Origin of the sequence: Brevibacterium sp. NPDC056726, assembly GCF_042790515.1 — a bacterium.
Classification (GTDB): domain Bacteria; phylum Actinomycetota; class Actinomycetes; order Actinomycetales; family Brevibacteriaceae; genus Brevibacterium; species Brevibacterium sanguinis.
In genome coordinates this window covers 72,892-99,369 of the sequence record NZ_JBHTYZ010000005.1, presented here as the reverse complement: position 1 = coordinate 99,369, position 26,478 = coordinate 72,892, and the positions used below count along the sequence as shown (strand labels likewise).

The 26,478-nt window shown below is 68.8% G+C and carries 22 protein-coding genes, 1 tRNA gene and 1 pseudogene; 17 read left to right on the top strand and 7 right to left on the bottom strand.

All coding sequences use genetic code 11. The features are described from left to right. The first annotated feature begins 355 nt into the window (after positions 1 to 355). Positions 356 to 442, top strand: a tRNA-Leu gene (locus ACFQ91_RS11720). 193 nt (positions 443 to 635) lie between these two features. On the opposite strand, the gene ACFQ91_RS11715 is transcribed toward ACFQ91_RS11720, so the two are convergent. Continuing rightward, positions 636 to 1,718 (bottom strand): AraC family transcriptional regulator, encoded by a 1,083-nt coding sequence (locus ACFQ91_RS11715; RefSeq protein ID WP_232623788.1) that lies wholly within the window; start codon positions 1,716 to 1,718, stop codon positions 636 to 638. Between the two features lie 200 nt (positions 1,719 to 1,918). Between ACFQ91_RS11715 and ACFQ91_RS11710 the strand changes: the two genes are divergently transcribed. From ACFQ91_RS11710 to ACFQ91_RS11690, 5 genes and pseudogenes are all read left to right on the top strand, one after another. After that, complete coding sequence (locus tag ACFQ91_RS11710) at positions 1,919 to 2,815, top strand: NmrA family NAD(P)-binding protein (RefSeq protein WP_198500131.1); 897 nt, start codon at positions 1,919 to 1,921, stop codon at positions 2,813 to 2,815. Further along, positions 2,812 to 3,336 carry a DUF1772 domain-containing protein gene (locus ACFQ91_RS11705; protein ID WP_198500132.1) on the top strand — a complete coding sequence of 175 codons (525 nt, stop codon included), beginning with the start codon at positions 2,812 to 2,814 and terminating at the stop codon, positions 3,334 to 3,336. Before ACFQ91_RS11710 ends, ACFQ91_RS11705 begins: the two co-directional genes overlap by 4 nt. 105 nt (positions 3,337 to 3,441) lie before the next feature. Then, positions 3,442 to 4,671: a hypothetical protein gene (locus ACFQ91_RS11700; RefSeq protein ID WP_198500133.1), complete on the top strand. Its 1,230-nt coding sequence runs from the start codon at positions 3,442 to 3,444 to the stop codon at positions 4,669 to 4,671. Positions 4,672 to 4,731: 60 nt separating this feature from the next. Further along, positions 4,732 to 6,536 (top strand): annotated as a pseudogene (locus ACFQ91_RS11695) (bifunctional 3'-5' exonuclease/DNA polymerase). Between the two features lie 102 nt (positions 6,537 to 6,638). After that, positions 6,639 to 7,724, top strand: a complete 1,086-nt coding sequence (locus ACFQ91_RS11690) for an NAD(P)-dependent alcohol dehydrogenase (RefSeq protein ID WP_198500134.1) — start codon at positions 6,639 to 6,641, stop codon at positions 7,722 to 7,724. A gap of 27 nt (positions 7,725 to 7,751) precedes the next feature. Here the strand turns inward: ACFQ91_RS11690 and ACFQ91_RS11685 are convergent, their stop codons facing one another. After that, a complete protein-coding gene (locus ACFQ91_RS11685) occupies positions 7,752 to 8,204 on the bottom strand; it encodes an anthrone oxygenase family protein (RefSeq protein WP_198500135.1) in 453 nt (150 codons plus the stop codon). An 85-nt stretch (positions 8,205 to 8,289) separates the two neighbouring features. Here ACFQ91_RS11685 and ACFQ91_RS11680 point away from each other — a divergent pair, with 85 nt between their 5' ends. Then, complete coding sequence (locus ACFQ91_RS11680) at positions 8,290 to 8,847, top strand: TetR/AcrR family transcriptional regulator (RefSeq protein ID WP_232623789.1); 558 nt, start codon at positions 8,290 to 8,292, stop codon at positions 8,845 to 8,847. 91 nt (positions 8,848 to 8,938) lie between these two features. Further along, a complete protein-coding gene (locus ACFQ91_RS11675; RefSeq protein ID WP_232623790.1) occupies positions 8,939 to 9,433 on the top strand; it encodes a VanZ family protein in 495 nt (164 codons plus the stop codon). Here the strand turns inward: ACFQ91_RS11675 and ACFQ91_RS11670 are convergent. Next, positions 9,418 to 9,894 (bottom strand): MarR family winged helix-turn-helix transcriptional regulator, encoded by a 477-nt coding sequence (locus tag ACFQ91_RS11670; protein ID WP_198500136.1) that lies wholly within the window; start codon positions 9,892 to 9,894, stop codon positions 9,418 to 9,420. The genes ACFQ91_RS11675 and ACFQ91_RS11670 overlap by 16 nt on opposite strands. Before the next feature lie 107 nt (positions 9,895 to 10,001). Between ACFQ91_RS11670 and ACFQ91_RS11665 the strand changes: the two genes are divergently transcribed. Beyond that, positions 10,002 to 10,373 (top strand): VOC family protein, encoded by a 372-nt coding sequence (locus ACFQ91_RS11665; protein WP_198500137.1) that lies wholly within the window; start codon positions 10,002 to 10,004, stop codon positions 10,371 to 10,373. A 54-nt stretch (positions 10,374 to 10,427) separates the two neighbouring features. Here ACFQ91_RS11665 and ACFQ91_RS11660 read toward each other — a convergent pair whose 3' ends face one another. Further along, positions 10,428 to 11,360, bottom strand: a complete 933-nt coding sequence (locus ACFQ91_RS11660) for a methyltransferase (protein ID WP_198500138.1) — start codon at positions 11,358 to 11,360, stop codon at positions 10,428 to 10,430. A gap of 10 nt (positions 11,361 to 11,370) precedes the next feature. Beyond that, positions 11,371 to 12,216: a PhzF family phenazine biosynthesis protein gene (locus ACFQ91_RS11655; protein ID WP_198500139.1), complete on the bottom strand. Its 846-nt coding sequence runs from the start codon at positions 12,214 to 12,216 to the stop codon at positions 11,371 to 11,373. A gap of 407 nt (positions 12,217 to 12,623) precedes the next feature. Between ACFQ91_RS11655 and ACFQ91_RS11650 the strand changes: the two genes are divergently transcribed. The 7 genes from ACFQ91_RS11650 to ACFQ91_RS11620 all read left to right on the top strand — a co-directional run bounded on the left by ACFQ91_RS11650 (position 12,624) and on the right by ACFQ91_RS11620 (position 21,971). Further along, positions 12,624 to 13,538, top strand: coding sequence for a carbohydrate ABC transporter permease (locus ACFQ91_RS11650; RefSeq protein WP_198500140.1), 915 nt, complete (start codon positions 12,624 to 12,626; stop codon positions 13,536 to 13,538). Then, positions 13,535 to 14,530 carry a carbohydrate ABC transporter permease gene (locus tag ACFQ91_RS11645; RefSeq protein ID WP_198500141.1) on the top strand — a complete coding sequence of 332 codons (996 nt, stop codon included), beginning with the start codon at positions 13,535 to 13,537 and terminating at the stop codon, positions 14,528 to 14,530. Before ACFQ91_RS11650 ends, ACFQ91_RS11645 begins: the two co-directional genes overlap by 4 nt. Positions 14,531 to 14,596: 66 nt before the next feature. Further along, a complete protein-coding gene (locus ACFQ91_RS11640; RefSeq protein WP_198500142.1) occupies positions 14,597 to 15,934 on the top strand; it encodes an ABC transporter substrate-binding protein in 1,338 nt (445 codons plus the stop codon). Positions 15,935 to 15,979: 45 nt separating this feature from the next. Continuing rightward, entirely contained in the window at positions 15,980 to 17,113 is a 1,134-nt protein-coding gene (locus ACFQ91_RS11635) for an ABC transporter ATP-binding protein (RefSeq protein ID WP_198500143.1), read from the top strand. 122 nt (positions 17,114 to 17,235) lie between these two features. Next, positions 17,236 to 18,000, top strand: coding sequence for a M50 family metallopeptidase (locus ACFQ91_RS11630; RefSeq protein ID WP_198500144.1), 765 nt, complete (start codon positions 17,236 to 17,238; stop codon positions 17,998 to 18,000). Positions 18,001 to 18,215: 215 nt separating this feature from the next. Continuing rightward, on the top strand, positions 18,216 to 18,899 hold the full coding sequence (locus ACFQ91_RS11625; RefSeq protein ID WP_198500145.1) for an HAD family phosphatase: 684 nt from the start codon (positions 18,216 to 18,218) through the stop codon (positions 18,897 to 18,899). 648 nt (positions 18,900 to 19,547) lie between these two features. Beyond that, positions 19,548 to 21,971: an HNH endonuclease signature motif containing protein gene (locus ACFQ91_RS11620; protein WP_232623791.1), complete on the top strand. Its 2,424-nt coding sequence runs from the start codon at positions 19,548 to 19,550 to the stop codon at positions 21,969 to 21,971. A gap of 101 nt (positions 21,972 to 22,072) precedes the next feature. Here the strand turns inward: ACFQ91_RS11620 and ACFQ91_RS11615 are convergent, their stop codons facing one another. Continuing rightward, positions 22,073 to 23,668 carry a nucleobase:cation symporter-2 family protein gene (locus ACFQ91_RS11615; protein ID WP_198500146.1) on the bottom strand — a complete coding sequence of 532 codons (1,596 nt, stop codon included), beginning with the start codon at positions 23,666 to 23,668 and terminating at the stop codon, positions 22,073 to 22,075. Positions 23,669 to 24,157: 489 nt separating this feature from the next. Here ACFQ91_RS11615 and ACFQ91_RS11610 point away from each other — a divergent pair, with 489 nt between their 5' ends. Beyond that, positions 24,158 to 25,588: an 8-oxoguanine deaminase gene (locus ACFQ91_RS11610; RefSeq protein WP_198500848.1), complete on the top strand. Its 1,431-nt coding sequence runs from the start codon at positions 24,158 to 24,160 to the stop codon at positions 25,586 to 25,588. Positions 25,589 to 25,645: 57 nt separating this feature from the next. Here ACFQ91_RS11610 and ACFQ91_RS11605 read toward each other — a convergent pair whose 3' ends face one another. Beyond that, the gene (locus ACFQ91_RS11605) at positions 25,646 to 26,473 is read right to left on the bottom strand and encodes a FadR/GntR family transcriptional regulator (RefSeq protein ID WP_232623792.1); all 828 of its coding nucleotides are present in this window, start codon (positions 26,471 to 26,473) and stop codon (positions 25,646 to 25,648) included. Between the last annotated feature and the right edge of the window lie 5 nt (positions 26,474 to 26,478).

The window sequence follows — 26,478 nt, the reverse complement described above, 5'->3', positions numbered from 1 at the left end:
CAATCCTAACGCGGAGGCGCTCTCATCTCACGTCCTGCGCGATCTCGGGGCGCACCTCGGCGGGGATTCACTGTGCGCGTTCAGCCTGGCAGGACGCGTTGAGCGGTCCGTCGCTGGCGGGGGAGTGGAGCGCGGCGGCGGGGTGGGGTGGCGGGGTGCGGGGGCATGACGGTGGCGGGGTGCGGGGGCATCGCGGCGGCGGGGTGCGGGGGCATCGCGGTGGCGAAAGTGTGAAGGTCGCCACTTTTCGGAGGTTTCTGCGGGGATTTCGGCCGTTTTTGCCGGACTTCGCGGGTTCACGGGCCTTCTGAGTTTCTTGAAATCCGCGCGGCGATGATAAAGTCTTCTCTTGTTCGCGCGAGTGGCGGAATTGGTAGACGCGCTGGCTTCAGGTGCCAGTGATCGCAAGGTCGTGGGGGTTCAAGTCCCCCCTCGCGCACCAGCGAACATGAGCCCCTCACCGGCCCGATCAGGGTCAGGTGAGGGGCTCTTCGCATGCCTGCCGGCTTCCTGTCCGCCCCGCATCACCCGTCCCGCGAGCGCGTGCGCCAGTCGAAGCTGAGATGGCCAGGTCCGGTACTGGCCATCTCAGCTTCAATTGGCCACCACTCAACCGGCGCAAACCTGGCGTGCACTCATGACAGCGGTTCGACGTCGCGCTCCGCCGCTCCCTGCGACCCCTGTCGTCGCACCGCGCCGGGGGTCGACCCGACGATTCGGGTGAACGCGCGGTTGAACGCGGCCTCCGAGCGGTAGCCGAGCTCGCCCGCGAGCGTCGCCGCCGTGACCTCGGTGTCCCGCAGCCGCGACTGGGCGATGGCCATCCGCCACCGCGTGAGGTAGGCGATCGGGGCCTCGCCGACGAGGTCGGTGAACCGGGCGCTGAACGAGGACCGCGACATCCCCGCGACCCGTGCGAGGCGCTCGAGCGTCCACTCCTCACCGGGACCGTCATGGATCGCCTCGATGACCCGGCCGATGCGCTCATCCCGCAGGGAGCGCAGCCACCCGGCGCCCGCCTCGGCGTCGGAGTTCATCCACGACCGGATCGCCTGGACGACGAGGACATCGGCCAACCGCGTCGCCACGGTCTCCGCTCCCGGCTGCGGATGCGCGAGCTCGGCGGCGATGAGCCGGAGGGTGTCGCGCACCGAGGAGGCGACGCCCGCCTCATCCCCGCTGACCCGCAGGATTGCCGGCAGGCTGCGGACGAGCTGCCGGGCGGCCGGATCATCGAAACCGACGATCCCGCAGATCAGCCGCGTCGTCGGGCCCGCGCCCCCGTACCGGAGGACGGAGTAGCTCTCGCCGAGGTACTCCTGCGGCAGGAGATCGACGCGCGGTCCGCGCGGGGCCGCGGGATCGCTGAGGAGATCGTGACCGCGCCCGTGCGGGACGAGCGCGAGGTCACCGGCGGCGAGCTCGACGGCGTCCTCCCCGGGCAGGCGCAGCCAGCACGACCCGGCGACGAGGACGTGGAAGCTCACGGAGTCGGCGATCGCGGGCATCTCGAGCGACCACGGGTCACCGAACTCGGAGTGGGAGCAGAACGTCGAGCGCATCCGCAGGGTGCCGAGCACCCGGGCGAGCCGATCCTCCCCGCCGGGCGCCTCAACGGCCCGACCGGCCGCCGGTCGCCTCCGCGGTGCCGGTGTTTCGGGAGCCGACGCCCTCGCTGCCCGCATCGCGGGAGCGGCGCCCTCCGGTGCGCTCATCATGACGGCATCGTGTCACAGCCCGCCCGCGGCGACCAGGGCTCGATTCGATCAACCGACTCGTTCGGACGATCGAGCAAGAAGTGCGGCCGTTCGGGCATGGAGTGTCCGAGACGACGTCCGTAGCGTCGGAGAGGCAGACAGTTCAGCCACTCCAACAGATCAGCCACCGTAGTAGAGAAGCAGTAGAGAAGGAGTCCACCATGTTCGTCATCGCAGGAGCCACCGGACACGTCGGATCCGCCACCGCCCACACTCTCCTCGACGCCGACGCCGACGTCGGCGCCGAGGTCCGCGTCCTCGTCCGCCGGGAGGCCGACACCGCACCGTGGCGTCAGGCCGGAGCCGAGACCGCGACGGTCGACCTCACCGACCGCGCAGGGCTGACCGCCGCCCTGACCGGGGCCGCAGGGTTCTTCGCTCTGCTGCCGTTCGACCTCGGCGCCGCCGACCTCAACGCCCATGCCGAGCTGCTCAGCGACGCGATCGCCGGAGCCGTCGCCGAGGCGGGCGTTCCCCACGTCGTCATGCTCTCCTCCGGTGGCGCCGACCTCGCCGCGGGCACCGGCCCGATCACCGGACTCCACCGTCTCGAACGGGCACTGGGCGAGACGGGGACGACGCTGACGGCCCTCCGGTCCGGCCACTTCCAGGAGAAGGTCTCCGACGTCATCGACCTCGCCCGGGAGACCGGCACCTACCCGGTGTTCGCGCCCACCGCCGAGGCGCCCGTGCCGATGGTCGCGACCCGTGACCTCGGCGCGGTCGCCGCCCGCGCGCTGCTCGCCCCGCCGCCGTCGAGCGAGGCCGTCGACATCATCGGGCCTTCCCGGTCCGAACGGGACGTCGCCGAGGTGCTCGGTCGTGCCCTCGGTCGCGCGCTCACCGTCGAGATCGTCCCCGAGGCAGCGTGGGCGCCCGCGCTCACCGCGGTCGGGTTCGCTCCCCACGTCGCCGACAGTCTTGCCGAGCTCTACCGTGCCGATGCCGCGGGTCTCCTCGCCCCGCGGGGCGACCGGAGCATCACGGTGACGACGACGGTCGAGGAGACGATCGCGGGACTCGTCGGGCACGCTTCCGACGCGGGCGCGCCGTCATGATCACCGGTGTCCTCATGATCACCGGACTCCTCGTGGCGGCGACGCTGACGAACGGACTGCTCGCCGGGCTGTTCTTCGCGTTCGTCTGCGCGGTCTCACCCGCCTATCGGAGACTCGACGACGGAGAGTTCGTCCGCGGATTCCGTGCGATCAACTCAGTGATCCTCCGCCCGACATTCCTCGTCGTCTTCGTCGGCGCCCCGCTCACCGCGGTGGCCGCTGCCGTGACGGGCACGCTGAGGATCAAGGTCGAACCGGGAGGGCTCGGAATCGCCTCCGACCCGGTGGGAACGGCGCTGCTGTGGATCGGGGCGGCCGCCTCGGTGGTCTCCTTCCTCATCACCGCCGCCGTCAGTGTTCCACTCAACCAGGGTCTCGACCGTGCGCCAATCGACACATTCGGACAGCAGCAGGCGGCCCGCGTGACGTTCGAGACCCGGTGGAACCGCGCGAACCTCGCGCGCACGCTGACGTCGACGCTGTCGGTTTTCGCGCTCGCAGCCGCGCTCGCCCTCGGATGACGCGCCCCAGCCCCGGATGCAGGGCCCCAGCTCCCGACCCGGCTGTTGCCGAACCGGAACAGGATGAACACCCCTCGGGCCGCGACCGGGCATAGATTCGCTTTCATGACCTCGATCCGTTCCGCCGCAATCGCGCTCGCCGCCGTGCTCGGTCTGACACTGACCGCCTGCACAGCCTCGTCGTCGGACGATTCGGACCTGCCGCCTGAGGCGCAGGTGCAGCTGAGTCCGCAGGGGGGTGAGGGCGCGTGGCTCACTGATGCGTACGCGGCCGGGTTTGACGCGCAGTACGCGACGGCGAACGAGGTGTGCGCGGTGACCGACGACATGGCGATCGAGGTCGAGCGCGGGGTCGGCGGGGACTCGACAGTGATGGGCAGACAGCTACGCGGCGGTCAGCTCCTCTGGGAGATCGACGATGCGACCTGCGGGCAGGGCGCACTGCTGCCCGGGGACCCGGACTCGTCGGTCCCTGCCGCGTCCGCGGCGACGGTCGTCGTCGGGAGCCGGTGGCAATCGGGGATGCGCGCCTGGAGCCTCGTCGATCCGGCCACGGGAACCGAGCGGCAGGCCATGGGGTTGGGACCCGAGGTCGCGAGCGCTCAGCCGGTGGCCTGGGCCGGCACCCGTGTCGTCGTCCGGACGGGCGTCGAGGACCTCGTCGGACTCGACATGGGCACAGGCGAGAAGAAGGGGAGCGAGGTGTGGCGCAGTCCCGTCGCCGCCGGCTCCGAGGTGACCGTCCTCGCCGACGATCTCCTCGGGGTGACGAACCAGCGGGGCAAGCGGATCACCGTTCTCGACCTCGAATCCGGCGAGGTGAGGCTGTCGACCGCCGTCACCCGGCCCGACTGGATCACGTGGGCCAGCGACGGATATGTGGAGAAGATCCAGGAGACCGACCCCGAGTACGCCTTCGTCGACCTCGACGGTCGCGAGGTCGACCGCACGACGGGCGTCTCGCAGTACACCTTCGTCCCGCAGCCCCGTGAGGGCGTGACGTTCCCCCTGTCCGACCACCGGCAGGCCGGAACCGTCGTCGGCGTCGATGCGACGGGGACCCCCGCGCTCACCGAGGACGCCCAACGTCGCATCTTCACGCGCTCCGGTGAGATCGCCGAGCTGCCCGACAGCCTCATCATTCTCCAGGGTGTGAGCGCCGACGGCTCGCTGCTCCTCTTCCCCGGCACTCCCGACGGACTCGTCCTCATCGACGACGCCGGCGAACAGGTCGCGTCCTGGCCGCTGGGGTTCTCGGAGCTGCGGATCGAATCGGGGCTCATCGTCATCCGGGGAGAATCGGGGACCTCGGTGCTCCTCCCCGGCGAGGTCTAGTCAGCTCTCGCCGAGGCGGTGCGCGATCCCCGTGTCAGCGGCGCGCAGTAGGGTTGACCCATGCCGAGTGAGACCGCGCCGTCGATCGCGTGGTCCGTCATCGGTGCCGCGCGCCGGAACGAACAGGCGGGTCCGGGCGACGACGGCACGGTCACCGTCGTCGATCTCGACGCGTCCGGGGCGGAGATCGCCCGAACCGACCTCGCCGAGGCGGCCGTTCCCGACCTCGTCCGTGCCCGTGAGCGCAGTGCCCGATCGCCCGGTGCCTCTGGCGCGCGCCCCGCCCCCGCACCGAGGTGGGTGCTCAGCGACACCCCCAAGTGGTCCCCGGCGCTGCTCGCGGCCGGGGTGCGCATCGACCGCGCCCACGACCTCAGGCTCGCTCATGCGATCCTCGTCCGCTCAGAACTCGTCACCGAGCCCACGGCGCTGCGGGCCGCCGAGGAGTGGGATGCGGGACCCGTCACCGCCCCCGCCGTCGGGCAGGCGGAGACCCTCTTCGACGTCGCCGGCGGCCGTGGCCGCCCGAAGGAGGTGCCCCATGACATCGACGCCGCCCTCGCCGAATTCGCCCGGCAGCAGGCGGCGCTGACGACGGCGACCGACCCGGGACGCCTGCGCCTCCTGCTCGCCGCGGAATCGGCCGGTGGCCTCGTCGCCGCGGAGATGCACGCGGCCGGAGTGCCGTGGGACGTCACCGAGCATGAGCGGATCCTCACGGACCTCCTCGGCGAGAAGCCGGCTGCGGGCGCGAAGCCGGCGAAGATGCTCGCCGTCGCCGAGGAGGTCCGGGCCGCCCTCGACGATCCCCGCGCGAACCTCGATTCCCCGACCCGCCTGCTCGCCTCCCTGCGCAACGCCGGGATCAACGTGTCCTCGACGTCGAAGTGGGAGCTCGCCGAATCCGACCACCCGGCGATCGAACCGCTGCTGCGCTACAAGAGGATGGGCCGGCTGCTCTCGGCCAACGGCTGGCACTGGCTCGCCGAATGGGTGAGCGAGGGCCGGTACCGACCCGTCTACGTGCCCGGCGGCGTCGTCACCGGTCGCTGGGCGGCCAGCGGCGGTGGGGCGCTGCAGATCCCCCGGCAGCTGCGCCCGGCCCTGCGCGCCGACGACGGGTGGACCCTCATCTCCGCCGACGTCTCCCAGCTCGAGCCCCGGGCGCTCGCCGCGATGTCCGGCGACCGGGCGATGGCCGAGGCCGGGCGCGGCCGCGACCTCTACTCCGGACTCGTCGACGAGGGGATCGTCGCGACCCGGCAGGAGGCGAAGATCGCCGTCCTCGGGGCGATGTACGGATCGACGACGGGGGAGGCCGGCCGGCTCGTCCCCCGCCTGCGCACCTCCTTCCCTGCGGCGATGCGCCTCGTCGACACCGCCGCCGAGGCGGGACTGAGCGGCGGGATCGTCACCACCTGGCTGGGACGGTCGTCCCCGGCGCCGAGTGACGGCTGGCGGCAGGTGCAGGCGCAGGCGAATGCGTTCGATGCGACCCCGGCCGATGAGAACCGGGCGAGGCGAGCCGCAGGGGACTGGGGCGCTTCACCCGCAACTTCGTCGTGCAGGGCACCGCCGCGGAATGGGCGCTCGCGTGGCTCGCCGATCTGCGTCTGCGCCTCGCGCGCCTCCCGGAGCTCGACGAGGGACGGGCCGACGCCTCCGGACCGGTGTTCGCCGGGCGCGCCCACCTCGTCTTCTTCCTCCACGACGAGGTCATCGTCCACGCCCCGGCAGCGCAGGCCGACGCTGCGGCCGAGGCGATCAGGGAGGCGGCCGCCTCGGCGGGACGACTGCTCTTCGGCGACGCTCCCGTCGACTTCCCGCTCGACCTGACGATCGGAGAGCGCGCCGCCGCGAAGTGACAAGGCGCCTGGTGTCCGGGCGCCGGTCATCGTCACGTCAGGGGCACGATGTAGGGTGTCCCCAGATCAGCACCACGCCGTTGCACACACCGGAGGTCACCCATGGCAATCACCGTCAAGGCACTGCAGAAGACCGGGCCCGCGGAGCCCTTCCGCGTCGCGGAGATCGAGCGCCGCGACCCGCGTCCCGACGACGTCGTCATCGACATCCGAGCCGCCGGCATCTGCCACAGCGACATCCACACCGTCCGCAACGAATGGGGCGAGGTCGACTTCCCACTCGTCGTCGGCCACGAGATCGCCGGAGTCGTCTCCGCCGTCGGCGCCGACGTCACCGACTGGAAGGTCGGCGACCGCGTGGGGGTCGGCTGCCTCGTCGACTCGTGCGGCGAATGCGTCGAATGCCTCGCCGACCAGGAGCAGAACTGCCTGCGCGGCAACGTCGGCACGTACAACTCGACCGACGTCGACGGCACCATCACCCAGGGCGGGTATGCGGAGAAGGTCGTCGTCAACGAGCGCTTCGTCCTCCGCATCCCCGACGGCCTCGACTTCGACGTGGCCGCCCCGCTGCTCTGCGCCGGCATCACGACCTACGCGCCGCTCAACCGCTGGGGCGCGGGAGAGAAGAAGGCCGGGGCGCCGAAGAAGGTCGCCGTCCTCGGGCTCGGCGGTCTCGGGCACATGGGCGTCCAGATCGCGGCGGCTATGGGCGCCGAGGTCACCGTGCTCTCCCGCAGCCGCAAGAAGGAGCAGCTCGCCATCGACCTCGGGGCGCAGCGGATGCTCGCGACGACCGACGAGGACTTCTTCTCCGAGCACCGCGGCGAGTTCGACCTCATCCTCAACACGATCAGCGCCGACATCCCCGTCGATCGGTACCTGCGTCTGCTCGCACCACGCGGTGTCATGGCCGTCGTCGGACTGCCGCCGACCAAGCAGGAGCTCTCCTTCGGATCGCTCATCGGCGGCGGCAAGGTGCTCGCCGGGTCGAACATCGGCGGCATCGCCGAGACCCAGGAGATGCTCGACTTCTGCGCCGAGCACGGCATCGCCGCGCAGATCAAGACGATCGACATCGCCGAGGCGGACTCGACCTACGACCGCGTCGTCGCCGGTGAGGTCTACTTCCGCGCCGTCATCGACATCGCCTCGCTCAGCGCCGCCGAGGCTGTGTCTTCGAACTGAGGCTGTGCCTTCCTGAGGTCGGCCGCGTCAGAGCATCGTCGCCGCGGTCGCCACGAGGGCGAATGCGGCGACGATGACGGCGACGCGGACGACGTGAAGGCGGTCCCACCGCCGCATCTGCACGCGCCAGTCGTCCGGGTGGTCCTCGGCCGTCCACGCCTTCGTTCGGTTGTTGATCGGCACGAGGAGGGCGGTGGACATGACGACGCTGACGACGAGCAGCGCTGCCGCGACGCCGAGCAGGGCGGCTTCGGGCCGTCCCCACAGGAGCACGGAGAGCACGACCGTGACGACGAGCGAGCCGATGTAGAGAATCGGCATCGTCCGTCCGAGCAGGCGCGCCCCATCGGCGCGGCCGGCGATCGCAGGTCCGGCCGGCAGGCGGAGGAGCACCGGATGGAGCGCGAAGGCGACGGCCGCCTCGATCCCGACGAGCAGGCCGATGACGACGATTGCGACGACGGCAGTGAACGGTTCCATGATGAGTCCTTCATCTAGCGGCGCTAGAATATCTAGCACTGCTAGAATAGGGCGGGTCGGGCGAGAGCGCAAGAAGGGAGTCGTGGTGGCGAAGTCGTCGAAGGCGGAACAGGCGGAGACGCGGACGTCCGCGCGCCGCGCGGCGATTCTCGTCGCCGCCCGTGACCGCGCGGAGGCCGAGGGGTGGGCGGCGGTGACGACGCGTCGTCTCGCCGAGGCGATCGGCTATTCGCAGCCGGTGCTCTACGGCCATTTCCGCGGCGGCAAGACGGAGATCATGCGCGCGGTCGCTCTCGAGGGATTCGTCGAGCTGCGACTGCGGTGCGCTGCCGCGGTCGAGCAGGCAGCGGACGCCTCGGCCGTCGACGCGCTTGCCGGGGCCTACCTCGACTTCGCTGGGGACCACCCTGCCGTCTACGAGGCCATGTTCGCGCAGCCGATCGGTGCGCGCTTCGCCGAGGAGGGCAACGAACCGGAGCTGCGCGGCGCCTTCACCGTGCTCGCCGAGGTGATCGGCGACGACACTGCCGCCGAGGTGTTCTGGAGTGCGCTCCACGGCATGAGCCTGCTCGAGGCGGCCGGGCGGATGAAGATCGAGGACCGCACTCGGCGCATCGGGGAGCTGACCGCACGGTTCCCGTGAGGCTGGGCGTCGGCGAGACGGCTGGGAGTCCCGCCTCGGCGAGATCGCTATCGTTGACGGTGATGACGGATGACAGTGATGACAGATGACAATGATGACAGTTGACGGGCGGCAGACGATGAGCGGATACCGGCAGCGCCTGCGCACGGTGCCGCTCGGTCTGCTCATCCTCTACACCGCGTTCATCGCGCTCGTCACGCTCACCCCGCAGCAGCTCGACACGGGCCCCGACTCGTTCATCGCGCGTCTCCTCGCCTTCCTCGCCTCCCACGAGTCGACGGCTTGGATCGACTACGTGACGCTCGAGAAGCTCGCCAACGTCGGACTCTTCGTCCCGTTCGGCTTCCTCCTCGCCCTGCAGCTCGGCCCGCGGCGCTGGTGGATCGGCTGGGTCGCGGGTCTCGTCTTCACGTGCCTCATCGAAGGCACCCAGCTCACCCTGCTCTCACCCACGCGGTTCGGCACCGTCAGCGACCTTGTGACGAACACGCTCGGCGCCGGCCTCGGAGCCGCTCTCGCGCTGCTGGTCATGCTCATCTGGCCCCCGCGCACCGAGAAGGAGCCCGTCGACTACGTCGTGCGGTGAGGCGGCTTCTGTGAGGGGTCTGCCGGTCCCTCGAGGGCATCGATGCAGGTGTCGAGTGCCGCGCCGAGGCGCTTCCGCCCCGCCTGGTCGAGGCCGGCGACCATGCGCTCCTCGATCCCCTCGACCAGTCTCGACGCCTGAGCGAGCAGGGTCTGCCCGTCGGCAGTCAGCGTCGTCGGCCGGGCTCGCCCCGACTCGACGGTGTCGGGTCGGGTGACGAGGTCGCGATCCTGCAGGCCGCGCAGCAGCGTGTTCATCGCCTGCCGGGTGACGAACGCGCCGCGGGCGAGCTCCGAATTCGATGCGCCAGGGCTGCGCTCGAGCAGCTCGAGGCACGCGTACTGCGGCGTCGAGAGGCCGAGCGGTCGGAGGACTTCGTCCATCCGCGACTTCAGCAGAGACTGCACGTGCTTGAGCTGATACCCGATCAGCGATTCGAGGCGAGGACTCTCTTGACTCATGTCAATATTCTGACATACGGTGGGAATGTCAGAAACCTGACATATGAAAGTTCCGATGAGTTCGCGGTGACGAGGGCAGCGTCGGAGCATGAGGGAAGGAAGCAGTCATGATCGTCAACGGAGTGGATTTCGTCGCCCTGCAGGTGCGCGATGTCGAGGACGCCGCCGACTTCTACGAGACGCGGCTCGGGTTGACCCGAGCGCCGGCCAGTCCTCCCGGCGCCGTCGTCTTCGCGACTGAGCCGATCCCCCTCGCCGTCCGCGAACCGCTGCCCGGTGTCGATCTCGACGCCGTCGAGCGGCCGGGGACCGGGGTGGCGCTGTGGCTGAGCTGTGTGGGCACCGCGGAGCTCCATGACGCACTCGCCGAGGCGGGGGTGGAGATCCTGCGACCGCCGTCCCAGAGCCCGTTCGGTCTGACGTTCACCTTCAGCGATCCGGACGGCTACGCGGTCACCGTGCACGAAGCGGGGGTGTGACCTGGCCGCCTCGGCGATCTGGCCGCCTGAGCAAGGTCAGCGGGACGGGCGAGGTCAGCGGGAACGGCGTCCGGGGACCCAGCAGGCCACCTCGGCGCTGTAGTCGTCGAAGTCGGCACCGAAGCGCTGCCGCAGATCCGCCTCCTCATGGGGGCGGATCATCCAATTCCACAGCAGGGACCCGGCGATCGCGTAGACGATGACGAGCCACGATTCGATGAACATGCCGATCGCCACGCCCTGGACGACCCCGGCGACGGCCATGGGATTGCGGACGAAGCGGTACGGGCCGTCGTCGACGAGGCGGTTGGGCATCGCCGAGGGCAGCGGGGTGCCCCCGCCGTAGCGCGCCATCGTCACCGCCGACCAGATGCCGAGCGCACTCGCGAGGACGAGGAGCGCGAAACCGGCGAGGACGACGAGGAAGGGGAACTTCACGTCGAGCTGCCACCGCTCCTCGAGGGACTTGATGATCCACGGGAGGATGACGAGGAAGACGCCCCAGAAGCACACGAGCTGGGCGAACGTGCGCATGAGAAGTGCGTTCTCACCGTCGGTCCGGGAGCTGCGGAAGGCGAACGGCCCGACGAGGAGGCGCTCGCTCGGCACGCGTCCGTAAACGACGAGAGACCCGGCGACGACGCCGGCGACGGCGGCCGCGATCATGGCGACCGCGCCGAGTCCGGCCTGCGTGGTCACGGTCGCGTAGACGGCCATGCCGAGGGCGACGAGGATCGTCCACGGCACGACGACCCACACCGCCAGGCGGACTCCGAAGGCGACGGCCGCCGAGGCGAGGACGAAGAGGGGGATGTCGAAGACGGCGACGACGATGGGGTCGAGCGGTCCGAGGGTCGCGGTGCGCACGCCGGGCACCGTGAAGACGCCTGCCCACCATGCGGCGCCGAGGAGGGCCTGGAGTCCGAAGTAGACGCGACCGTGGACCGCGGTGACCGGCAGATCGGTCGGGCGGAGTGCGTTCGTCATCGTCCTGCCCTCACGCGTTCGCGGTGCCGGTGAAGCACACGGTCGTCGGGCCGCCCACCCAGACGGCATCGCCGTCCCGGGTGATCGAGATGACGCCGGCACGGCCGATCGCCGTGCCCTGTGTCGCGGTGTAGGCATCCGGGACGAGGCCGGAGTCCATCAGCCATTGGGCGACGGAGGCATTGAGGCTGCCGGTCACGGGATCCTCGGCCATCCCGACCCCGGGGACGAATGCGCGGACCTCGTACTCGTGATCGGACCCGTGGGGGTGAGCGCCGACGACGCCGAGCTTCGTGTCGGGGATCGCCGAGAAGTCGGGGGTGAGCGCGAGCACCTGGTCTGCGGAGGCGAGGCGGACCGCGGCCCAGCCCGGACCGTTGTCGACCCACGCGTGGTCGAGGATCTCGCTGCGATCGATGCCGAGGGCGGCGGCGATGTCGGACACGAACGATTCGTCGAGGGGACCGGACCGAAGGAGATCCGGGGCGGCGAAGGCGAGCTGATCTGCGGCGGTGCCGCGGCGCAGCTCGACGAGACCGACCCCGCACTCCTGGACGAGACGGTCCGCGCGCCGGGGCCGGCCGCCCGCGTGCAACCACGCCGCCGCGGAACCGAGCGTCGGATGTCCCGCGAAGGGCAGCTCGCGGGTCCTCGTGAAGATGCGCAGGCGGTAGTCGGCGCGGTCGTCGGTGGGCGGGAGGACGAATGTCGTCTCCGAGAGGTTCGTCCAGTTCGCGATCTGCGCCATCTCGTCGTCGCTCAGGCCTTCGGCGTCGAGGACGACGGCGACGGGATTGCCGCGATAGGGAACGCTCGAGAAGACATCGACCTGGGCGAACGCGCGCTCGCGGGGCATGGAGACTCCTTACCGTGTGCTGGGCCTGTGACCATCGTAGTCACGGAAGCTCAGGGTTCCCGGACAGTGGGGGCCGCCTCGGCGAACTTCCCCTCCCTTCGATCTTAAGCGACAGGGAGGATTGTCGCGGACGGACTGCCGGGCTGGGGCGCCGGGCAGCGATGCCTGGAAGGCAGAGATGAACTCACGGGCAACACGTTCACCGCGGCGTCGACCTCCGTCCATGTGGCGGCGTCACCGCAGGTCAGCCGGGCCGCGCGAGGTCTGGTCACGAGCCGTCTGCGGACGCTCCCGGCCCATTCACCGACCAGCATCTCAGCGTTCAAGCAGATCATGCCCGGGGTTCATTCAACCTCGCGACACTGGTCCGGTTGCCCGATGACCCCCGACCATGACGGAGGATGCCGATGAGCCTGACGCGGACGAGCTCGGCGCAGCGTGAACAGCGCACACGCGGACTCCGCGAATGGGCGATCTTCGCGGCATTCATCGGTCCGAACATCCTCCTCATCCTCGCGTTCATCTACTATCCGCTCGCCTCGAACGTCTACTACTCCCTGCTCGACTGGCGACTCGGATCGAACAGCGCCGATTTCATCGGATTCGGCAACTACGTCACCCTCTTCACCTCGCCGACCGGCCTCGACATGTGGCGGGTCACCCTGATCTTCACGGTCTCGACGGTGGTGATCTCGATGGCCCTCGGTCTTGCGCTCGCCCTCGTGCTCAACAAGCAGATCCCCGGCCGGACGGTCGCCCGGACGGCTGTGTTCTCCCCGTACGTGCTCTCCGGGGTCGGCGTCGGCATGGTCTGGAACTTCATCTTCGACCCGCAGCTCGGTCTCCTCTCCCACGTCTTCGCCTTCTTCGGCCGGAACTCCCCGGAGTGGTACCTCGACCCGGACCTCGCCCTGCTCATGGTCATCGTCGTCTACGTGTGGAAGAACCTCGGCTACTGCGCCGTCGTGTATCTGGCCGGGCTGCAGTCGCTGCCCAAGGACCTTCTCGAGGCGGCGGCGATCGACCATGCCGGTCCTCTCCGCAGGTTCGTCTCGATCAGCCTCCCCCTGCTGGGGCCGACGACGTTCTTCCTCGTCATCACCACGATCCTGTCGTCGATGCAGGCCTTCGACATCCTGCGCATCATGACACCCAACGGCAACGGCACGAACACGATCGTCTTCGAGCTCTTCCTGCAGGGATTCGGCGTCTACCAGCGCGCCGGGTACTCCGCCGCGATCTCCGTCGTCCTCTTCGCCGCCCTCTTCGTCATCACGGCGGTGCAGATGCGCTACGTCGAACGGAAGGTGCACTACTCATGAGGACGCAGAAGACCGTCGCCGAGGCGGGACCGGAGACGCCTGTCCGCGACGGTGGAGCGGCGTCGGGCAGCGGTTCCTCCGGAACCGGGGCGACCACCTCGGCGAGCCGACAGGATCTGCCCCCGCGGACGCGGGACCGCGCGACATGGGGTCAGGCCTTCGCCCCCCGGAATCTGGCCGACACGATCCTCACCGGCTATCTGCCGCTGCTCATCGCCATCGCGCTCATCGTGCTGCCCCTGGCATGGATGGTCATCGCCTCGTTCAAGCCCCCGGGTGAGATCATCACGCTGACGCCCACGCTGCTGCCGCAGGAACCGACGCTCGGCAACTACGAGGCCGTCGCCGACCGGGTGCCGCTCGGGCGGATCCTCCTCAACAGCGTCATCGTCACCACGGTCGGGTCGGTGATCAAGGTGGTCCTGGCGATCACCTCGGCCTACGCTCTCGTCTTCATCCGGGTGCGGTTCAAGAACGTCATCTTCCTCGGCATCCTCGTCGCCCTCATGGTCCCGCCCGAGGTCGCACTTCTGCCGAACTACCTGACGATCTCCGCCCTCGGGGGACGGGACACGCTGTGGGGGATCCTGCTGCCGGGACTCGGCACGGCCTTCGGCACGTTCCTGCTGCGTCAGCAGTTCAAGACCCTGCCCGTCGACATGCTCGAGGCCGCCGAGCTCGACGGTGCCGGGCACTGGAAGCGACTGTGGCGCATCGTCGTTCCGGTCTCCGCGCCGGCCATCGCGACGGTGGCGCTGGTGACGATCGTGACCGAATGGAACTCCTTCATGTGGCCGCTCGTCATCACTGACACCCCGGAGAACATGACGCTGCCCGTCGGTCTCAACCTCCTCCAGTCGGTCGAGGGGCAGACAGGCAGCTACGGGTACCTCATGGCCGGCGCGGTCCTCGTCATCGTTCCCGTCCTCATCGTCTTCGCCGCGCTGCAGCGCCACATCGTCTCCGGCCTCACTCAGGGTGCCGTGAAGTAGACCGTCCGAACCCCGAATCCGACCTCCCACCCGTCACCCACCCAGAGAAGAGACCAAGGAGAGCCAATGCCCCGCTTCAGCCCCCGCTTCAGCCCCCGCCTCACCCTGTCCACAGCCGTCCTCGGACTTGCCGCGCTCGGGATGAGCGCCTGCGGACCGAGCGTCGGATCCGACTCCGCCGCCGGTGCCGACGTCGACTTCACCGGTGTCGAACCGGCGGAATCGATCACGTTCTGGTCCAACCATCCCGGCGGGTCGATGGAGATCGAGGAGGAGATCATCGCCGGCTTCACCGAGGAGTCGGGCATCGAGGTCCAACTCGTCACCGCCGGCGCGAACTACGAAGAGGTGTCGCAGAGGTTCCAGACCGCGCAGACCTCCGATGACGTCGGCGACATGGTCGTCGTCTCCGACGCGACATGGTTCACGAACTTCGCGAACGACTCGCTGCTGCCGGTCGATCAGGCTCTCGAGGCAGCGGGTGCCGACACCTCGACGTACCAGGAGACCCTCTACGACGACTACCTCTACGACGACGCCCACTACGCGGTGCCCTACGCCCGGTCGACTCCGATCTTCTACTACAACAAGGATCAGTACGCGGAGGCCGGCCTCGAGGACAGGGCACCGGCGACGTGGGACGAGGTCAAGGCGAACTCCGAGCAGCTGCAGGAGGCCGAAGTCGCGAACTCCGCGCTCGCCTACCCCAAGGAGGACTCCTACCCGGCCTGGATCCTCGGCAACCTGGTGTGGGGCTACGGCGGAGGCTGGAGCAGTGAGTGGGACATGTCGGCGATGACGAGTCCCGAGACGGTCGAAGCCGTGCAGTTCGCTCAGGATTCGACGCAGGACGGCTGGGCGACCGTCTCGAGCGGAACGCCGGAGGACGACTTCGCCGCCGGTGCCACGAGCCAGATCCTCGCATCGACCGGGTCGCTCAAGGGCATCCTCGACACCGCGGACTTCGAAGTCGGCGTCGGCTTCCTTCCGGGCGGACCTGCGGAGACGGAGGCCGTGGTGCCCACCGGCGGAGCCGGAGTCGCGATCTCGGCGAAGTCGTCGCCGGAGGAGCAGCTCGCCTCGGCGATGTTCCTCGACTACCTGACGAACAGCGCGAACACGGCGCTGTTCTCCGAGGGCACCGGGTACCTGCCGGTGCGCACCGACGCGGACATGGGCGCGGTGTACGAGACGACTCCGCAGTTCCAGGTCGCCGTCGAACAGCTCGCGAAGACCCGCACCCAGGATCCCGGTCGCGTGCTCCTGCCCGGTGGGGACCTGACCATCGCGAAGTCGCTGCAGACGATCCTCACCTCGAACGTCGACGTCACCGAGCAGCTGCAGTCCGCGCAGGACGAGATGCAGAGCCTCTACGACAATGACGTCCCGGAGAAGCTGAAGTGACCGCACCCCTCGTCAGGCACACCTCTTTTCAGGAATGAGAACACCATGGTCAATGTCGCGCTCACCGCTGTCAGTCTCCGCTATCCCGGAGCCGACGCGCCGGCGGTCTCCGGGTTCGACCTGGACATCGCCGACGGGGAGTTCCTCGTCCTCGTCGGACCGTCCGGCTGCGGGAAGTCGACGACGCTGCGGATGCTCGCGGGACTCGAGCACCCCACCGAGGGCCGGATCTCCTTCGGCGGCGCCGACGTCACCCACATCGGGGCGAAGGACCGCGACGTTGCCATGGTGTTCCAGTCGTATGCGCTCTATCCGCATATGAGCGTGGCGGGCAACCTCGAGTTCTCGCTGAAGAACTCGGGGATGCCGAAGGCGCAGCGACGCCGGCAGATCGAGACGGCGGCCGCGATGCTCGAACTCGACGGGCTGCTCGACCGGAAGCCGCGCGAACTCTCCGGCGGGCAGCGGCAGCGGGTCGCGATGGGCCGAGCCCTGGTGCGACAGCCCCAGGTGTTCCTCATGGACGAGCCGTTGTCGAACCTCGACGCGAAGCTGCGGGTGCAGACCCGCGCACAGATCGCAGCCCTGCAGCGCAAACTCGCCGTGACCACCGTCTATGTCACCCACGATCAGACCGAGGCGATGACGATGGGCGACCGCGTCGTCGTCATGAACGCCGGACGCATCGAGCAGGTGGGCACCCCGCGCGAACTCTACGACCACCCCGCCTCGCTCTTCGTCGCGAGCTTCATCGGCTCACCGACGATGAATCTCCTCCCCGCTCGCCGCGGTGAGTCCGCGGTCAGCGTCGGCGGCGCGGCTGTGCCCATCGACAGGGGCCTTCCCGCGACGGGCGCCGAGGTGGTCCTCGGCATCCGCTCGGAGGACCTCCGTCCCGCCGCGGCGGGGGAGGGGGCGTTCGAACTCGAGGTCGATCTCGTCGAGGAGCTCGGTTCGGACACCTACGTCTACGGGGCACTGACCGGCACCGCGGGAACGGGATCGTCACCGGCCGAAGAGGCCACGTCGTCGGGGACGGTGGGCAACCTCGGCGACAGGCCCTTCGTCGTTCGACTTCCCAAGGGAGCGGTGCCGCGGATCGGCGAGCGGATGTGGGTGGCAGCGGATCCCGCGCGGGCCCGCCTCTTCGATCCCGAGTCCCAGCTGGCGATCGTCTGAGCGTGCCACTCAGGGTCACTTCCTAGACTTGAGCGCTCAGGCCCGGCCGGGAACGGCGCGGGTGCGGGGCAGGCGCGCGCCACGACGGCGCGCGGACTGCGCAACGGGCGAGTGAGGTGACGATGGACCTGCAGCAGGGCGTGTCGACGTGGTGGGAGGCGATCACCTCGGGATTCGGGCGCGGTGACGGTCTCGACCTCGGTCCGACGCAGCTGCTCATCATCCTCGGCATCCCGCTCGTCATCACGATGACGCCGGCGATCTGGCGGTTCTTCGGACTCTTCGTCACGTTCGTCCACGAGCTCGGGCACGCGTTCGCCGCGCTCATGACCGGCCGAGTGGTGCGCGGGATCTCGCTCAACTTCGACCATTCGGGGCAGATGAACTCCTTCGGTCGGGTCGGATTCTCGGCCACCTGGTCCGGCTTCTGGGGATACCCGGCGCCCGCGGTCCTCGGACTCGTCCTCATCACCTCGGCGATCTACGGCTGGGCACCGCTGGCACTGTCGCTGGGAGCCCTCGTCCTCCTCATCTCCCTCATCTTCATCCGCAACGTCGCGGGTGTCGTCATCGCCGTGTGCACGGCGATCGCCGCGCAGCTGCTCGTCGTCTTCCTCCCGCTCGAGTGGATCGCGGTCTTCGTCGCGGGCCTCGGCGTCGCGCTCGCCCTCGGCTCGCTCAAGGACCTCGTCAAGGTCATCCGCGTCCACACGCGCCGCCGCAACGTCCAGCAGTCCGACGCCTACATCCTCAGCCGCGGCTCGTCCGTGCCCGCAGGGGGATGGCTGACGCTCTTCGGTCTCGTCATCGTCGGGTGCGCGCTCGGGTCCGGGCTGCTGCTCTACTCGGCGTTCGCAGAGTCCGGCGGGGTCGCAGGGCTGACGTGAACGGGGTCGCGCCACCGACGTGACGCTGCGGATGCTCGGGATCACCGCGACGGTTCGGGGCGTCCGGGACCACCGCGACGGTGGGTGCTGTGGGATTCGGGTCGGCCGCCTCGGCGAGGACATCGACGCGACTTCGAAGCCAGGTGAGCGCGGGAGGCCGGGTGAGCGCGCGACAAATGACGGAATCGGCCTCGGCGGATGACAGAATCGACCCTATGGATCTGAGCCCGAAATTCGCTGCCGTGCTGTTCGACTGTGACGGCGTCCTCGTCGATTCCGAGAGCATCACGAACGGGGTGCTGCGCGGCATGCTCGCCGAACTGGGCTGGAACCTGTCGAAGGAGGAGGCGGTCGCGCGGTTCGTCGGCAAGATGCTGCGCGACGAGGCCGACGTCATTGAGGCGCACACGGGATTCCGCATCGACGACGCGTGGCTCACCGATTTCCGGCGGCGGCGCAATGTCGAGCTCGAGGCCTCCCTGCAGGCCATTCCCGGAGTCGTCGAGGCTGTGCGGACGATCGTGCCGGCGTATCCGGGCAGGCTCGCGTGCGCGTCGAGCGCCGATCGCCCGAAGATCGAGCTGCAGCTGAAGAAGATCGGCCTCTACGACGTCTTCGAGGGCCGGATCTTCTCCGGCATGGAGCTCCCCAAGTCGAAACCGGCCCCCGACGTCTATCTCGCCGCTGCGGATGCGCTGGGCGTCGATCCCGCCGAGGCGGCCGTCATCGAGGACTCGCCCACCGGCGTCATCGCGGGGCGGGCTGCCGGATCGTTCGTCTTCGGCTTCTGCCCTCCCTCACCCGTCCATCAGCGGCCCGAAGCCCTGCTCGCCGTCGGCGCCGACGCCACGTTCGACTCGATGACCGAGCTGCCCGGGCTGCTGACCCGCGAGGTGTGAGGCGGCCGGAACCAAGCAGAGGAGTCTCGGGCGCTGAGTCCGAGACGGGATGTCTGAGACGCTGAGTAGCGGTCCGGGCTTTTGAGACGCTGAGCATGCGTCTCGACGTGCGGTCACGTGCGTCGACGGCGGTTTGAGGTGCCCGTGAGTTCGACGTTCGGAGTGCCGAGCGGGTGCGCGGAGTGCCGTCCGGGTACTCACCGATTCCCTTGAAAAGCAGATCGCGGCGGCGACTCGCAGTCACGTGCCGAGGGCGGACCGGGCTGGGTTCTCGTGGTGACGCGGACTCGACCAGCGCCCCGTATTCGCGACGGACTGGATTCGCTCGGCGGGTTCGTTCTACCTGATGCTCCCAGCGCTCCGAATAGCGGGAACCAGTCCGGTTCCACTCGCAATGCACGTCGCAGGACCCCGGTGCCCGTCGAGGCTGGACGGAAGAAGCGGGGGCGCCGTATGCCCGGTCTGACTATCCGAGGTGCACTCGGATATCGCGTTTCCGCCCGGCGACCGCTCCCGAAAATCGCTGAGCACTGCGAAGCGAATGAATTTCACGTTCGAACGAGTTTCGAAATAGGCATTGACATCGAATGTGACGTGAACTACACTAATGTCATTAGCCACGCTGATGTGGGAAGACAGGTGACTCCCGTGACTGACACAATCGAATCGGTTCCATCCGCAGATCAGCCTGGCTCGAATCCCCGCGGTGTCGAGGTCGACCCGACCTCTCCCTACGCCGACGTCTACGCGGTCTACACATCCTCGGACCGGGCGCAGATCGCCGCTCTCGAAGCGACGGCCCGCGCCTTCCTCGCCGATGTCATCGGTCATCTCGACCTCTTCAATCCTGATCCCGGCAGCCCCTACCGCCATGCGACCTTCAGCGAGACTGCGTGGAGGTTCGCTCGCGCGCGCAACGGCAGCGGTGATGAGCCCGACGACCAGAGTGAGACCGGCGGCGACGGCGCTGTCTCTTCAGTTGCCGGGGGCTCTTCAGATGTTGGGGTCTCCCCAGTTGCCGGGAGCTCTTCGGATACCGAGGTCGATGACCTCGATGACATATCGGTCCCCGGCTCGATCGATGCGGAGCCCGGCAACTCCGATGCAGACGATACCGAGCCACCCGTCGCGGCGCCCGCTGAGGGCGGTCCAGAAACACGGGGTGCCGATTCAACACAGGGTGCCGATTCGGTGTTTCTGCCGGGATTCCCCAAGTTCAGCGAGACTCAGACGATGGACGGATGGGTTCACCGGTTCTCCCACACCGAAGACCTCGCTGAGCTCTCAGCGATCCGCGGCTCGACGGTGTCCGGCACCTACGCACACATCGTCGCCGCAATGACGCTCGTCCACGGACTGCCCAAGTTCCACGCGCGATGTGCGGCCGGAGAGTTCACCATCGAGCACATCCTCGCCGCCGCGCAGGCGTGCCGCCATCTCAGGTTCACGAATCTGCACGCCGTCGACCGCTACCTCGACGAGCGCCGTGCGGACATCACCATCGAAACCTTTAAGAAGTCGCTCGCGATGAAGATCGCCGTCCTGCAGCCGAACGAGGAACGGACCGAGAGCGCCCGCGAACACCGTCGCGTCGATCTCACCACGTATCCCGACGGCACAGCGTGCCTGACCCTGACCGGATCGTCTGCAGACCTGCAGGCCCTCTATGTGCGGATCGAGGCGTTCGCGAAGCTCATCCGCAACGGCAGCACCGCAGCCATCGCCGACCAGCTTCCTCCGGGTGCCGTCATCGACGACGACCGCGGCATCGCCGCACTCATGTTCGACATCTTCACGCGCACGGTTCCTCAGGTCTGCATTCAGGTGCGCGCCCACGACACCGACACGGGGGAGACGACGACAACGGAGATTCCCCTCGACCTCGACGACGTCAGGACTGCCGAGGACATCGATGCCGCAGTCGCCGCTGCGGCCAATGCTGGAGGCTCCGGCGGCGACGCCTCAGAGTTCATCGCCGATTCCGAGGACGGTTCCCACGACCTCTCTTCGCCCACAGGCCCTGCCGTCCCGCACAGATTGCACCGACTTCCCGGCGTTGAGCGGGATGAGTTCGGTCGGGTGGCTTTCGCTCTGACGGTCTCGATGCCGACCGACGAGTTCTGGATGCGTGCCCAAGCGAAGATGATCACCACCGTGCCCTGCATGTCCCTGGCACAGCGGGCGGATCTGCCGGGTACCTTCTCCGACGGATCCCCGGTTCCCGCCGAGACGGCGCGATACATTGCCGCACACTCGAGAACATGGACCCGGATCCTCACCGACCCGGCGACCGGCACTCCGATCGACGCGAAGGCCCTCAGCTATCAGATTCCCGCCGCGATCCGGCAGACGCTCATCGCCCAGTGGCGCGGATGCACCGCTCCGGGCTGTCGACGACGGGCCGAGACCTCGGAGATCGACCACATCATCCCGTTCGATCACGACGATCCGGCATCCGGCGGCAAGACCGTCTTCGGCAATCTCCATCCGCTCTGCAAACAGCACCACCAGGCGAAAACCGATGGAAAGTACTCGGTGCGGATGGTGGAACCCGGGGTGGTCGAGTACCGCTTCGCCCATGGCAGCACCGCGACCGTATCGCCACCTGATCACCCGGTGAACGCGGAGAACGCGAGACTCATGCGCGACATCGGTGACGCCGACCCGCCCGGCCCATCTGCTCCGCCCGACTCATCAGGGTTATCGGATTCGCCCGATACGCCGGGGCCATGGAGCCCGCCGGACTCACCGGATCTCCCGAACTCGCCAGACTCACCGGACCCGCCGGATCAGCTCAATCCACCGGATCAGTCCGTTCCGGCCGATCCATCGACGTCGCGCGTTCCAAGCGTCACGCCTGAACCACCGAGGTTGCCCGGTCCGAATGACGCACCGTGCGAGCAGGGCGGCGAAGTCCGCCGCCCGGGTGAGGTGCGGCGGTCCGCCGAATGTCCCGGGCCCGAAGGAGGCAGCGGACACCCCGGGTGGATGCCGAAGTTCGGGTCGATCGAGTGGAAGGCCCCGAAAGGCAGGGAATGGGTGTGGGACAACGGAGAACCCCCGCCGTTCTGACAACCCCCACCGCGCGACGCTCACGATCACCGACTCTGTGCGACACTCACGATCACCCGCGCTACGTGACGCCGACGATCACGGACGACAACCTCGGCGGGTTACTTCTCCGATTCCTCGATGACTCGGCGGACGTCGTCCTTCGTCTTCACCTCACCGTTCTTCGTGGCTTCGACGATCTTCTCGTGCTGGTCATCGGTGACGACGGGGACCTCCTCGCCGTTGCAGTCGACGATCTTGCCGTCCTTGATCGTGTCGCCCTCGGCGAGGATCGCCTCGTGGTCGAGAAGACGCTGGAGGTCCTGCTGCCGAACCACGCGCCCGGTGCCCGCGACGAACACCGACCGGTCCGAGCGGTCCTTCGTCTTCGCGCCGATGTGGTTGAAGATGAGGTTGAGCAGCACAGCCATGATCGTCGCCGACGAGATGCCCGAGTGGAGGATGATGCCGACCCACGACGGGAACGAGTTGTAGAAGTCCGGCTCGACGACGGGGATGATGCCGAAGGCCAGGGAGACCGCGACGATGATCATGTTGAGGTTGCCCTCGTACTCGACCTTCGACAGCGTCCGGATGCCCGAGGCCGCGACCGTGCCGAAGAGGACGATGCCGGCACCGCCGAGCACCGGCGACGGGATCGCTGCGACGACTCCGCCCATGACCGGCAGCAGACCGAGCACGACGAGGATGACACCGCCGGCGGTGACGACGAATCGCGACTTCACGCCGGTGATCGCCACGAGGCCGACGTTCTGCGCGAACGCCGACTGCGTGAACGAGTTGAACACGGGCGAGACGGCCGAGGAGAGCATGTCGGCGCGCAGGCCGTTCGCGATGCGCTTCGAGTCGACCTTCGTCTTGACGATCTCGCCGACGGCGATGATGTCGGCCGTCGTCTCGGCGAAGGTGACGATGATGACGATGAACATCGAGATGATCGCCGCAGCGGAGAACGTCGGCATGCCGAATGCGAACGGCTCGGGGAACGCGAAGATGCCGCGATCGAGGACGTTCGAGAAGTCCGCCCAGCCGAAGATCAGGCAGACGACGGTTCCGACGACGATCGCCAAGAGGATCGACAGACGCGAGATCATCGCGACGGGAATGCGGCTGAGCAGCAGAACGACGGCGAGAGTGCCGACGGCGATGAGGATGTTGCGGGCGCTGCCGTAGTCAGGCGCCTCGGCGTTTCCGCCCATCGCCCACCCGGCCGCCACCGGCATGAGCGAGAGGCCGATCGTCGTGATGACGGTGCCCGTGACCACCGGTGGGAAGAACTTGACGATGAGGGCGAATCCCGGCGCGACGATGAGCCCGATCGCCGAGGCGACGAGCACTGCTCCGAAGACCTCGGGCAGACCGTCGCCGCCCGCGAGGATCGCCGTCATCGTCGCGACGCCGGCGAACGACACGCCCTGGACGAGGGGGAGCTGGGAGCCGAAGAACGGCACGCCCCACGACTGCAGGATCGTCGCCAGACCACCCATGAACAGGCACGATGCGATGAGCACACTGATGCCGGCATCGTCGAGACCGGCGGCCTTGCCGATGATGAGGGGGACGGCGATGATGCCGCCGTACATCGTGAGGACGTGCTGCAGGCCGTACGCGAACGACGTGCCGACCGGCAGCCGCTCGTCCTCTGGCCGCTGCGTCTTGTGCTTGGACTGTTTGGACACCGACATTGTCTTCTCCATCGAATTCCTGTTCGCTCCCCGAAATGGTCGGGCGCGAACCTGCTGGCCGGTCGCTGAAGGCGGTGCCGTCCGGGAGTGCGTCAGTGCACCGCCCTGGAACGAAGGCTCACATCGTGAACCCGGCCTGCGCCTTGAGGGGATCGGATCGCTGTACTGCTTCCGTTGAGGTCGTCCGGAATGTTCCTCTGGCGATTATCACTTCCAAGATGCGAAAGTATTTTTCCTTATCGCAGAATGCTAAGCGAATGCTGTCGGGTTGGCAACTCGAAATCGTGATGCGGAGCACATGTTAGAGTTCAGTCTTGTCGGTGTCGGTTCCGCGCACAAATCAGCGGCGGATCCGCACAGAGCGGGTGACCCCCTCACCGACCGGCGGAGCAGCAGACGCCGTGAAACCTGAGCTGGTGGCGATGGCCCCAGCGTCCTCGCCTCACCGGCGGTCGGGCACGCGCCCGACCGCGACAGCCCACCCATCGAGAGGCGATGACGATGACGAGAATCTGGCTGCGCAACCCCCTGGCCGTCCACCTCGGGCGCTCCACCCGAACCGAAAGTGCGACCTCGGCGGAGAGCCCCACAGCTCACGACACCCACGACGCGACTGCCGCACGCGGCGGCATCGTCGTCGACACCGAATCCGGCACGATCGTCGAACTCGTGCCCGCCGGAGGCACCCCCGCCACCCCTGCCGACGAGGTCGTCGACGCGAGCGAACACGTCATCACGCCCGGGCTCATCAACACCCACCACCACTTCTACCAGACGCTCACCCGCGCCTGGGCGCCCGTCGCCGACCTCCCGCTCTTCGGCTGGCTGACCAACCTCTACCCCGTCTGGGCGCGCCTGACCCCGCGCGCCCTCGAGCTCGCGACGACCGTCGCGATGGCCGAACTCCTCGAGTCCGGATGCACGACCGCCGCCGACCACCACTACCTGTTCCCGACCGGCATGGACGATGCCATCGACATCCAGGTCGGTGTCGTCCGGAACCTCGGCATGCGCGCGATGCTCACCCGCGGCTCGATGTCGCTCGGTGAGGACGACGGAGGCCTGCCGCCGCAGCAGACCGTCCAGGACGCCGAAGTGATCCTCGCCGACTCGCGTCGCCTCGTCGAGACCTACCACGAGCGCGGCGCCGGCGCGCAGGTCCAGATCGGCCTCGCCCCCTGCTCCCCGTTCTCCGTGACGACCGAACTCATGCGCGACAGCGCCGCACTCGCCGCCGACCTCGACGTCCGCCTCCACACCCACCTCGCCGAGACGCTCGACGAGGAGGACTTCTGCCGTGAGCGCTTCGGCCTGCGCACCGTCGACTACCTCGAATCCGTGGGCTGGCTGGGCGACCGCACGTGGCTCGCCCACGGCGTCCACTTCGACGACGAGGAGATCGTCCGCCTCGGCGCGGCCGGGGTCTCCGTCGCCCACTGCCCGACGTCGAACATGCGCCTGGCCTCGGGCATCGCCCGTGCCGTCGAACTCGAGGACGCCGGCGTCAGCGTCGGACTCGGCGTCGACGGCTCCGCCTCGAACGACGCCTCGAACCTCATCCGCGAAGTCCGCCAGGCCCTCTACATCCAGCGTCTGCGCTACGGCGCCGAGGCGGTCACCTGCGACCGCGTCCTCGACTGGGCGACCCGGGGGTCCGCGGCGGCCCTGGGACGCGACGACATCGGCGAGATCGCCGTCGGCAAGCAGGCCGACCTCGCACTGTTCCGCCTCGACGGGCTCGCGTTCTCCGGCGCGCACGATCCGATTCCCGCCCTCGTCCTCTGCGGGGCGGAGAAGGCCGACAGGGTCATGGTCGCCGGAGCCTGGCGCGTCCGCGACGGGCGCGCGATCGGTGTTGACGGCCAGACGCTCGACACCGAGGCCCTCATCGCCGCCCACCAGGAGGAGGCTCGCCGGCTCGTCGCCGGGTGATGTCCTCGCCGAGGCGGGCCTGCCTCCGGTCGATCGCGCTCGGTCGGTCGCCCTCGGTCACTTCCCGTCGAGGAATCCGCGAAGCAGCTGCTCGGTGCCCTCGGCGTGCTGCGCGGCGAGCGTCGCCGCCGCCTCGGCGTCGTGGTCGAAGATCGCTTCGACGATCCGCGCATGCTGCATACACGAGTGCTCGACGTTCGTGTGGATGAACGGGATCTGATCGAGCAGCGCATTGAGCCGGTCCCGGGTCGTCGCGGCCGCCTCGGCGAGCGAGGGGATTCCCGTGAGCTCGGCGATCGTCAGGTGGAACCGCGCGTCGAGGGCGCGGAACTGCTCGATGTCCTCGGCCGAGCTGCCCAGCGGCATCCAGCAGCCCTGCTCCGCGGCGATGAGCGTCTCCCGCTCCTCGGCGCTGAGGTCGCGGTCGGCGACGACCCGGGCGGCCGCAGTGTCGAGGATGAGCCGGAACCGCACCGCATCGTCGAGCTCGCCGAGGTCGATCCCGGCATCCCGATCTGCGACCGGCAGCCGCGTGACGAAGGTGCCGCCGTAGCGTCCCCGGCGGACGCTGACGACCCCGGCGGTCTGAAGCTCGCTGAGCGCCTGGCGCAGCGTCGCCCGGGAGACGTTGATCCGCGCGGCCAGCTCACGCTCGGGCGGCAGCTTGTCGCCGACGAGGTACTTGCCGAGGCGGATCGCGCGGAGGAGCTCGGCGATCGTGTGCTCGAAGACGTTGCCGCCGCGCAGTCGGGCCGGACGCTGGGACTCCGCGGCCTCCTCGGCGATCGCAGCCTCCTCACCGGCACCTGGGCCCTCAGCGACATTCGGACGGCCGCCGGGCTTGCCGCCCACGCCGCCGCCTGAACCGTCTGCGTTCCGATCCACGTCCA

What these genes read in the sequence shown, in the direction of transcription:
- ACFQ91_RS11715 (WP_232623788.1), bottom strand. Translation starts at nt 1,718, where the DNA reads ATGATGAGCGCACCGGAGGGCGCCGCTCCCGCGATGCGGGCAGCGAGG.
- ACFQ91_RS11710 (WP_198500131.1), top strand. Translation starts at nt 1,919, where the DNA reads ATGTTCGTCATCGCAGGAGCCACCGGACACGTCGGATCCGCCACCGCC.
- ACFQ91_RS11705 (WP_198500132.1), top strand. Translation starts at nt 2,812, where the DNA reads ATGATCACCGGTGTCCTCATGATCACCGGACTCCTCGTGGCGGCGACG.
- ACFQ91_RS11700 (WP_198500133.1), top strand. Translation starts at nt 3,442, where the DNA reads ATGACCTCGATCCGTTCCGCCGCAATCGCGCTCGCCGCCGTGCTCGGT.
- ACFQ91_RS11690 (WP_198500134.1), top strand. Translation starts at nt 6,639, where the DNA reads ATGGCAATCACCGTCAAGGCACTGCAGAAGACCGGGCCCGCGGAGCCC.
- ACFQ91_RS11685 (WP_198500135.1), bottom strand. Translation starts at nt 8,204, where the DNA reads ATGGAACCGTTCACTGCCGTCGTCGCAATCGTCGTCATCGGCCTGCTC.
- ACFQ91_RS11675 (WP_232623790.1), top strand. Translation starts at nt 8,939, where the DNA reads ATGATGACAGTTGACGGGCGGCAGACGATGAGCGGATACCGGCAGCGC.
- ACFQ91_RS11670 (WP_198500136.1), bottom strand. Translation starts at nt 9,894, where the DNA reads ATGAGTCAAGAGAGTCCTCGCCTCGAATCGCTGATCGGGTATCAGCTC.
- ACFQ91_RS11665 (WP_198500137.1), top strand. Translation starts at nt 10,002, where the DNA reads ATGATCGTCAACGGAGTGGATTTCGTCGCCCTGCAGGTGCGCGATGTC.
- ACFQ91_RS11660 (WP_198500138.1), bottom strand. Translation starts at nt 11,360, where the DNA reads ATGACGAACGCACTCCGCCCGACCGATCTGCCGGTCACCGCGGTCCAC.
- ACFQ91_RS11655 (WP_198500139.1), bottom strand. Translation starts at nt 12,216, where the DNA reads ATGCCCCGCGAGCGCGCGTTCGCCCAGGTCGATGTCTTCTCGAGCGTT.
- ACFQ91_RS11650 (WP_198500140.1), top strand. Translation starts at nt 12,624, where the DNA reads ATGAGCCTGACGCGGACGAGCTCGGCGCAGCGTGAACAGCGCACACGC.
- ACFQ91_RS11645 (WP_198500141.1), top strand. Translation starts at nt 13,535, where the DNA reads ATGAGGACGCAGAAGACCGTCGCCGAGGCGGGACCGGAGACGCCTGTC.
- ACFQ91_RS11640 (WP_198500142.1), top strand. Translation starts at nt 14,597, where the DNA reads ATGCCCCGCTTCAGCCCCCGCTTCAGCCCCCGCCTCACCCTGTCCACA.
- ACFQ91_RS11635 (WP_198500143.1), top strand. Translation starts at nt 15,980, where the DNA reads ATGGTCAATGTCGCGCTCACCGCTGTCAGTCTCCGCTATCCCGGAGCC.
- ACFQ91_RS11630 (WP_198500144.1), top strand. Translation starts at nt 17,236, where the DNA reads ATGGACCTGCAGCAGGGCGTGTCGACGTGGTGGGAGGCGATCACCTCG.
- ACFQ91_RS11625 (WP_198500145.1), top strand. Translation starts at nt 18,216, where the DNA reads ATGGATCTGAGCCCGAAATTCGCTGCCGTGCTGTTCGACTGTGACGGC.
- ACFQ91_RS11615 (WP_198500146.1), bottom strand. Translation starts at nt 23,668, where the DNA reads ATGGAGAAGACAATGTCGGTGTCCAAACAGTCCAAGCACAAGACGCAG.
- ACFQ91_RS11610 (WP_198500848.1), top strand. Translation starts at nt 24,158, where the DNA reads ATGACGAGAATCTGGCTGCGCAACCCCCTGGCCGTCCACCTCGGGCGC.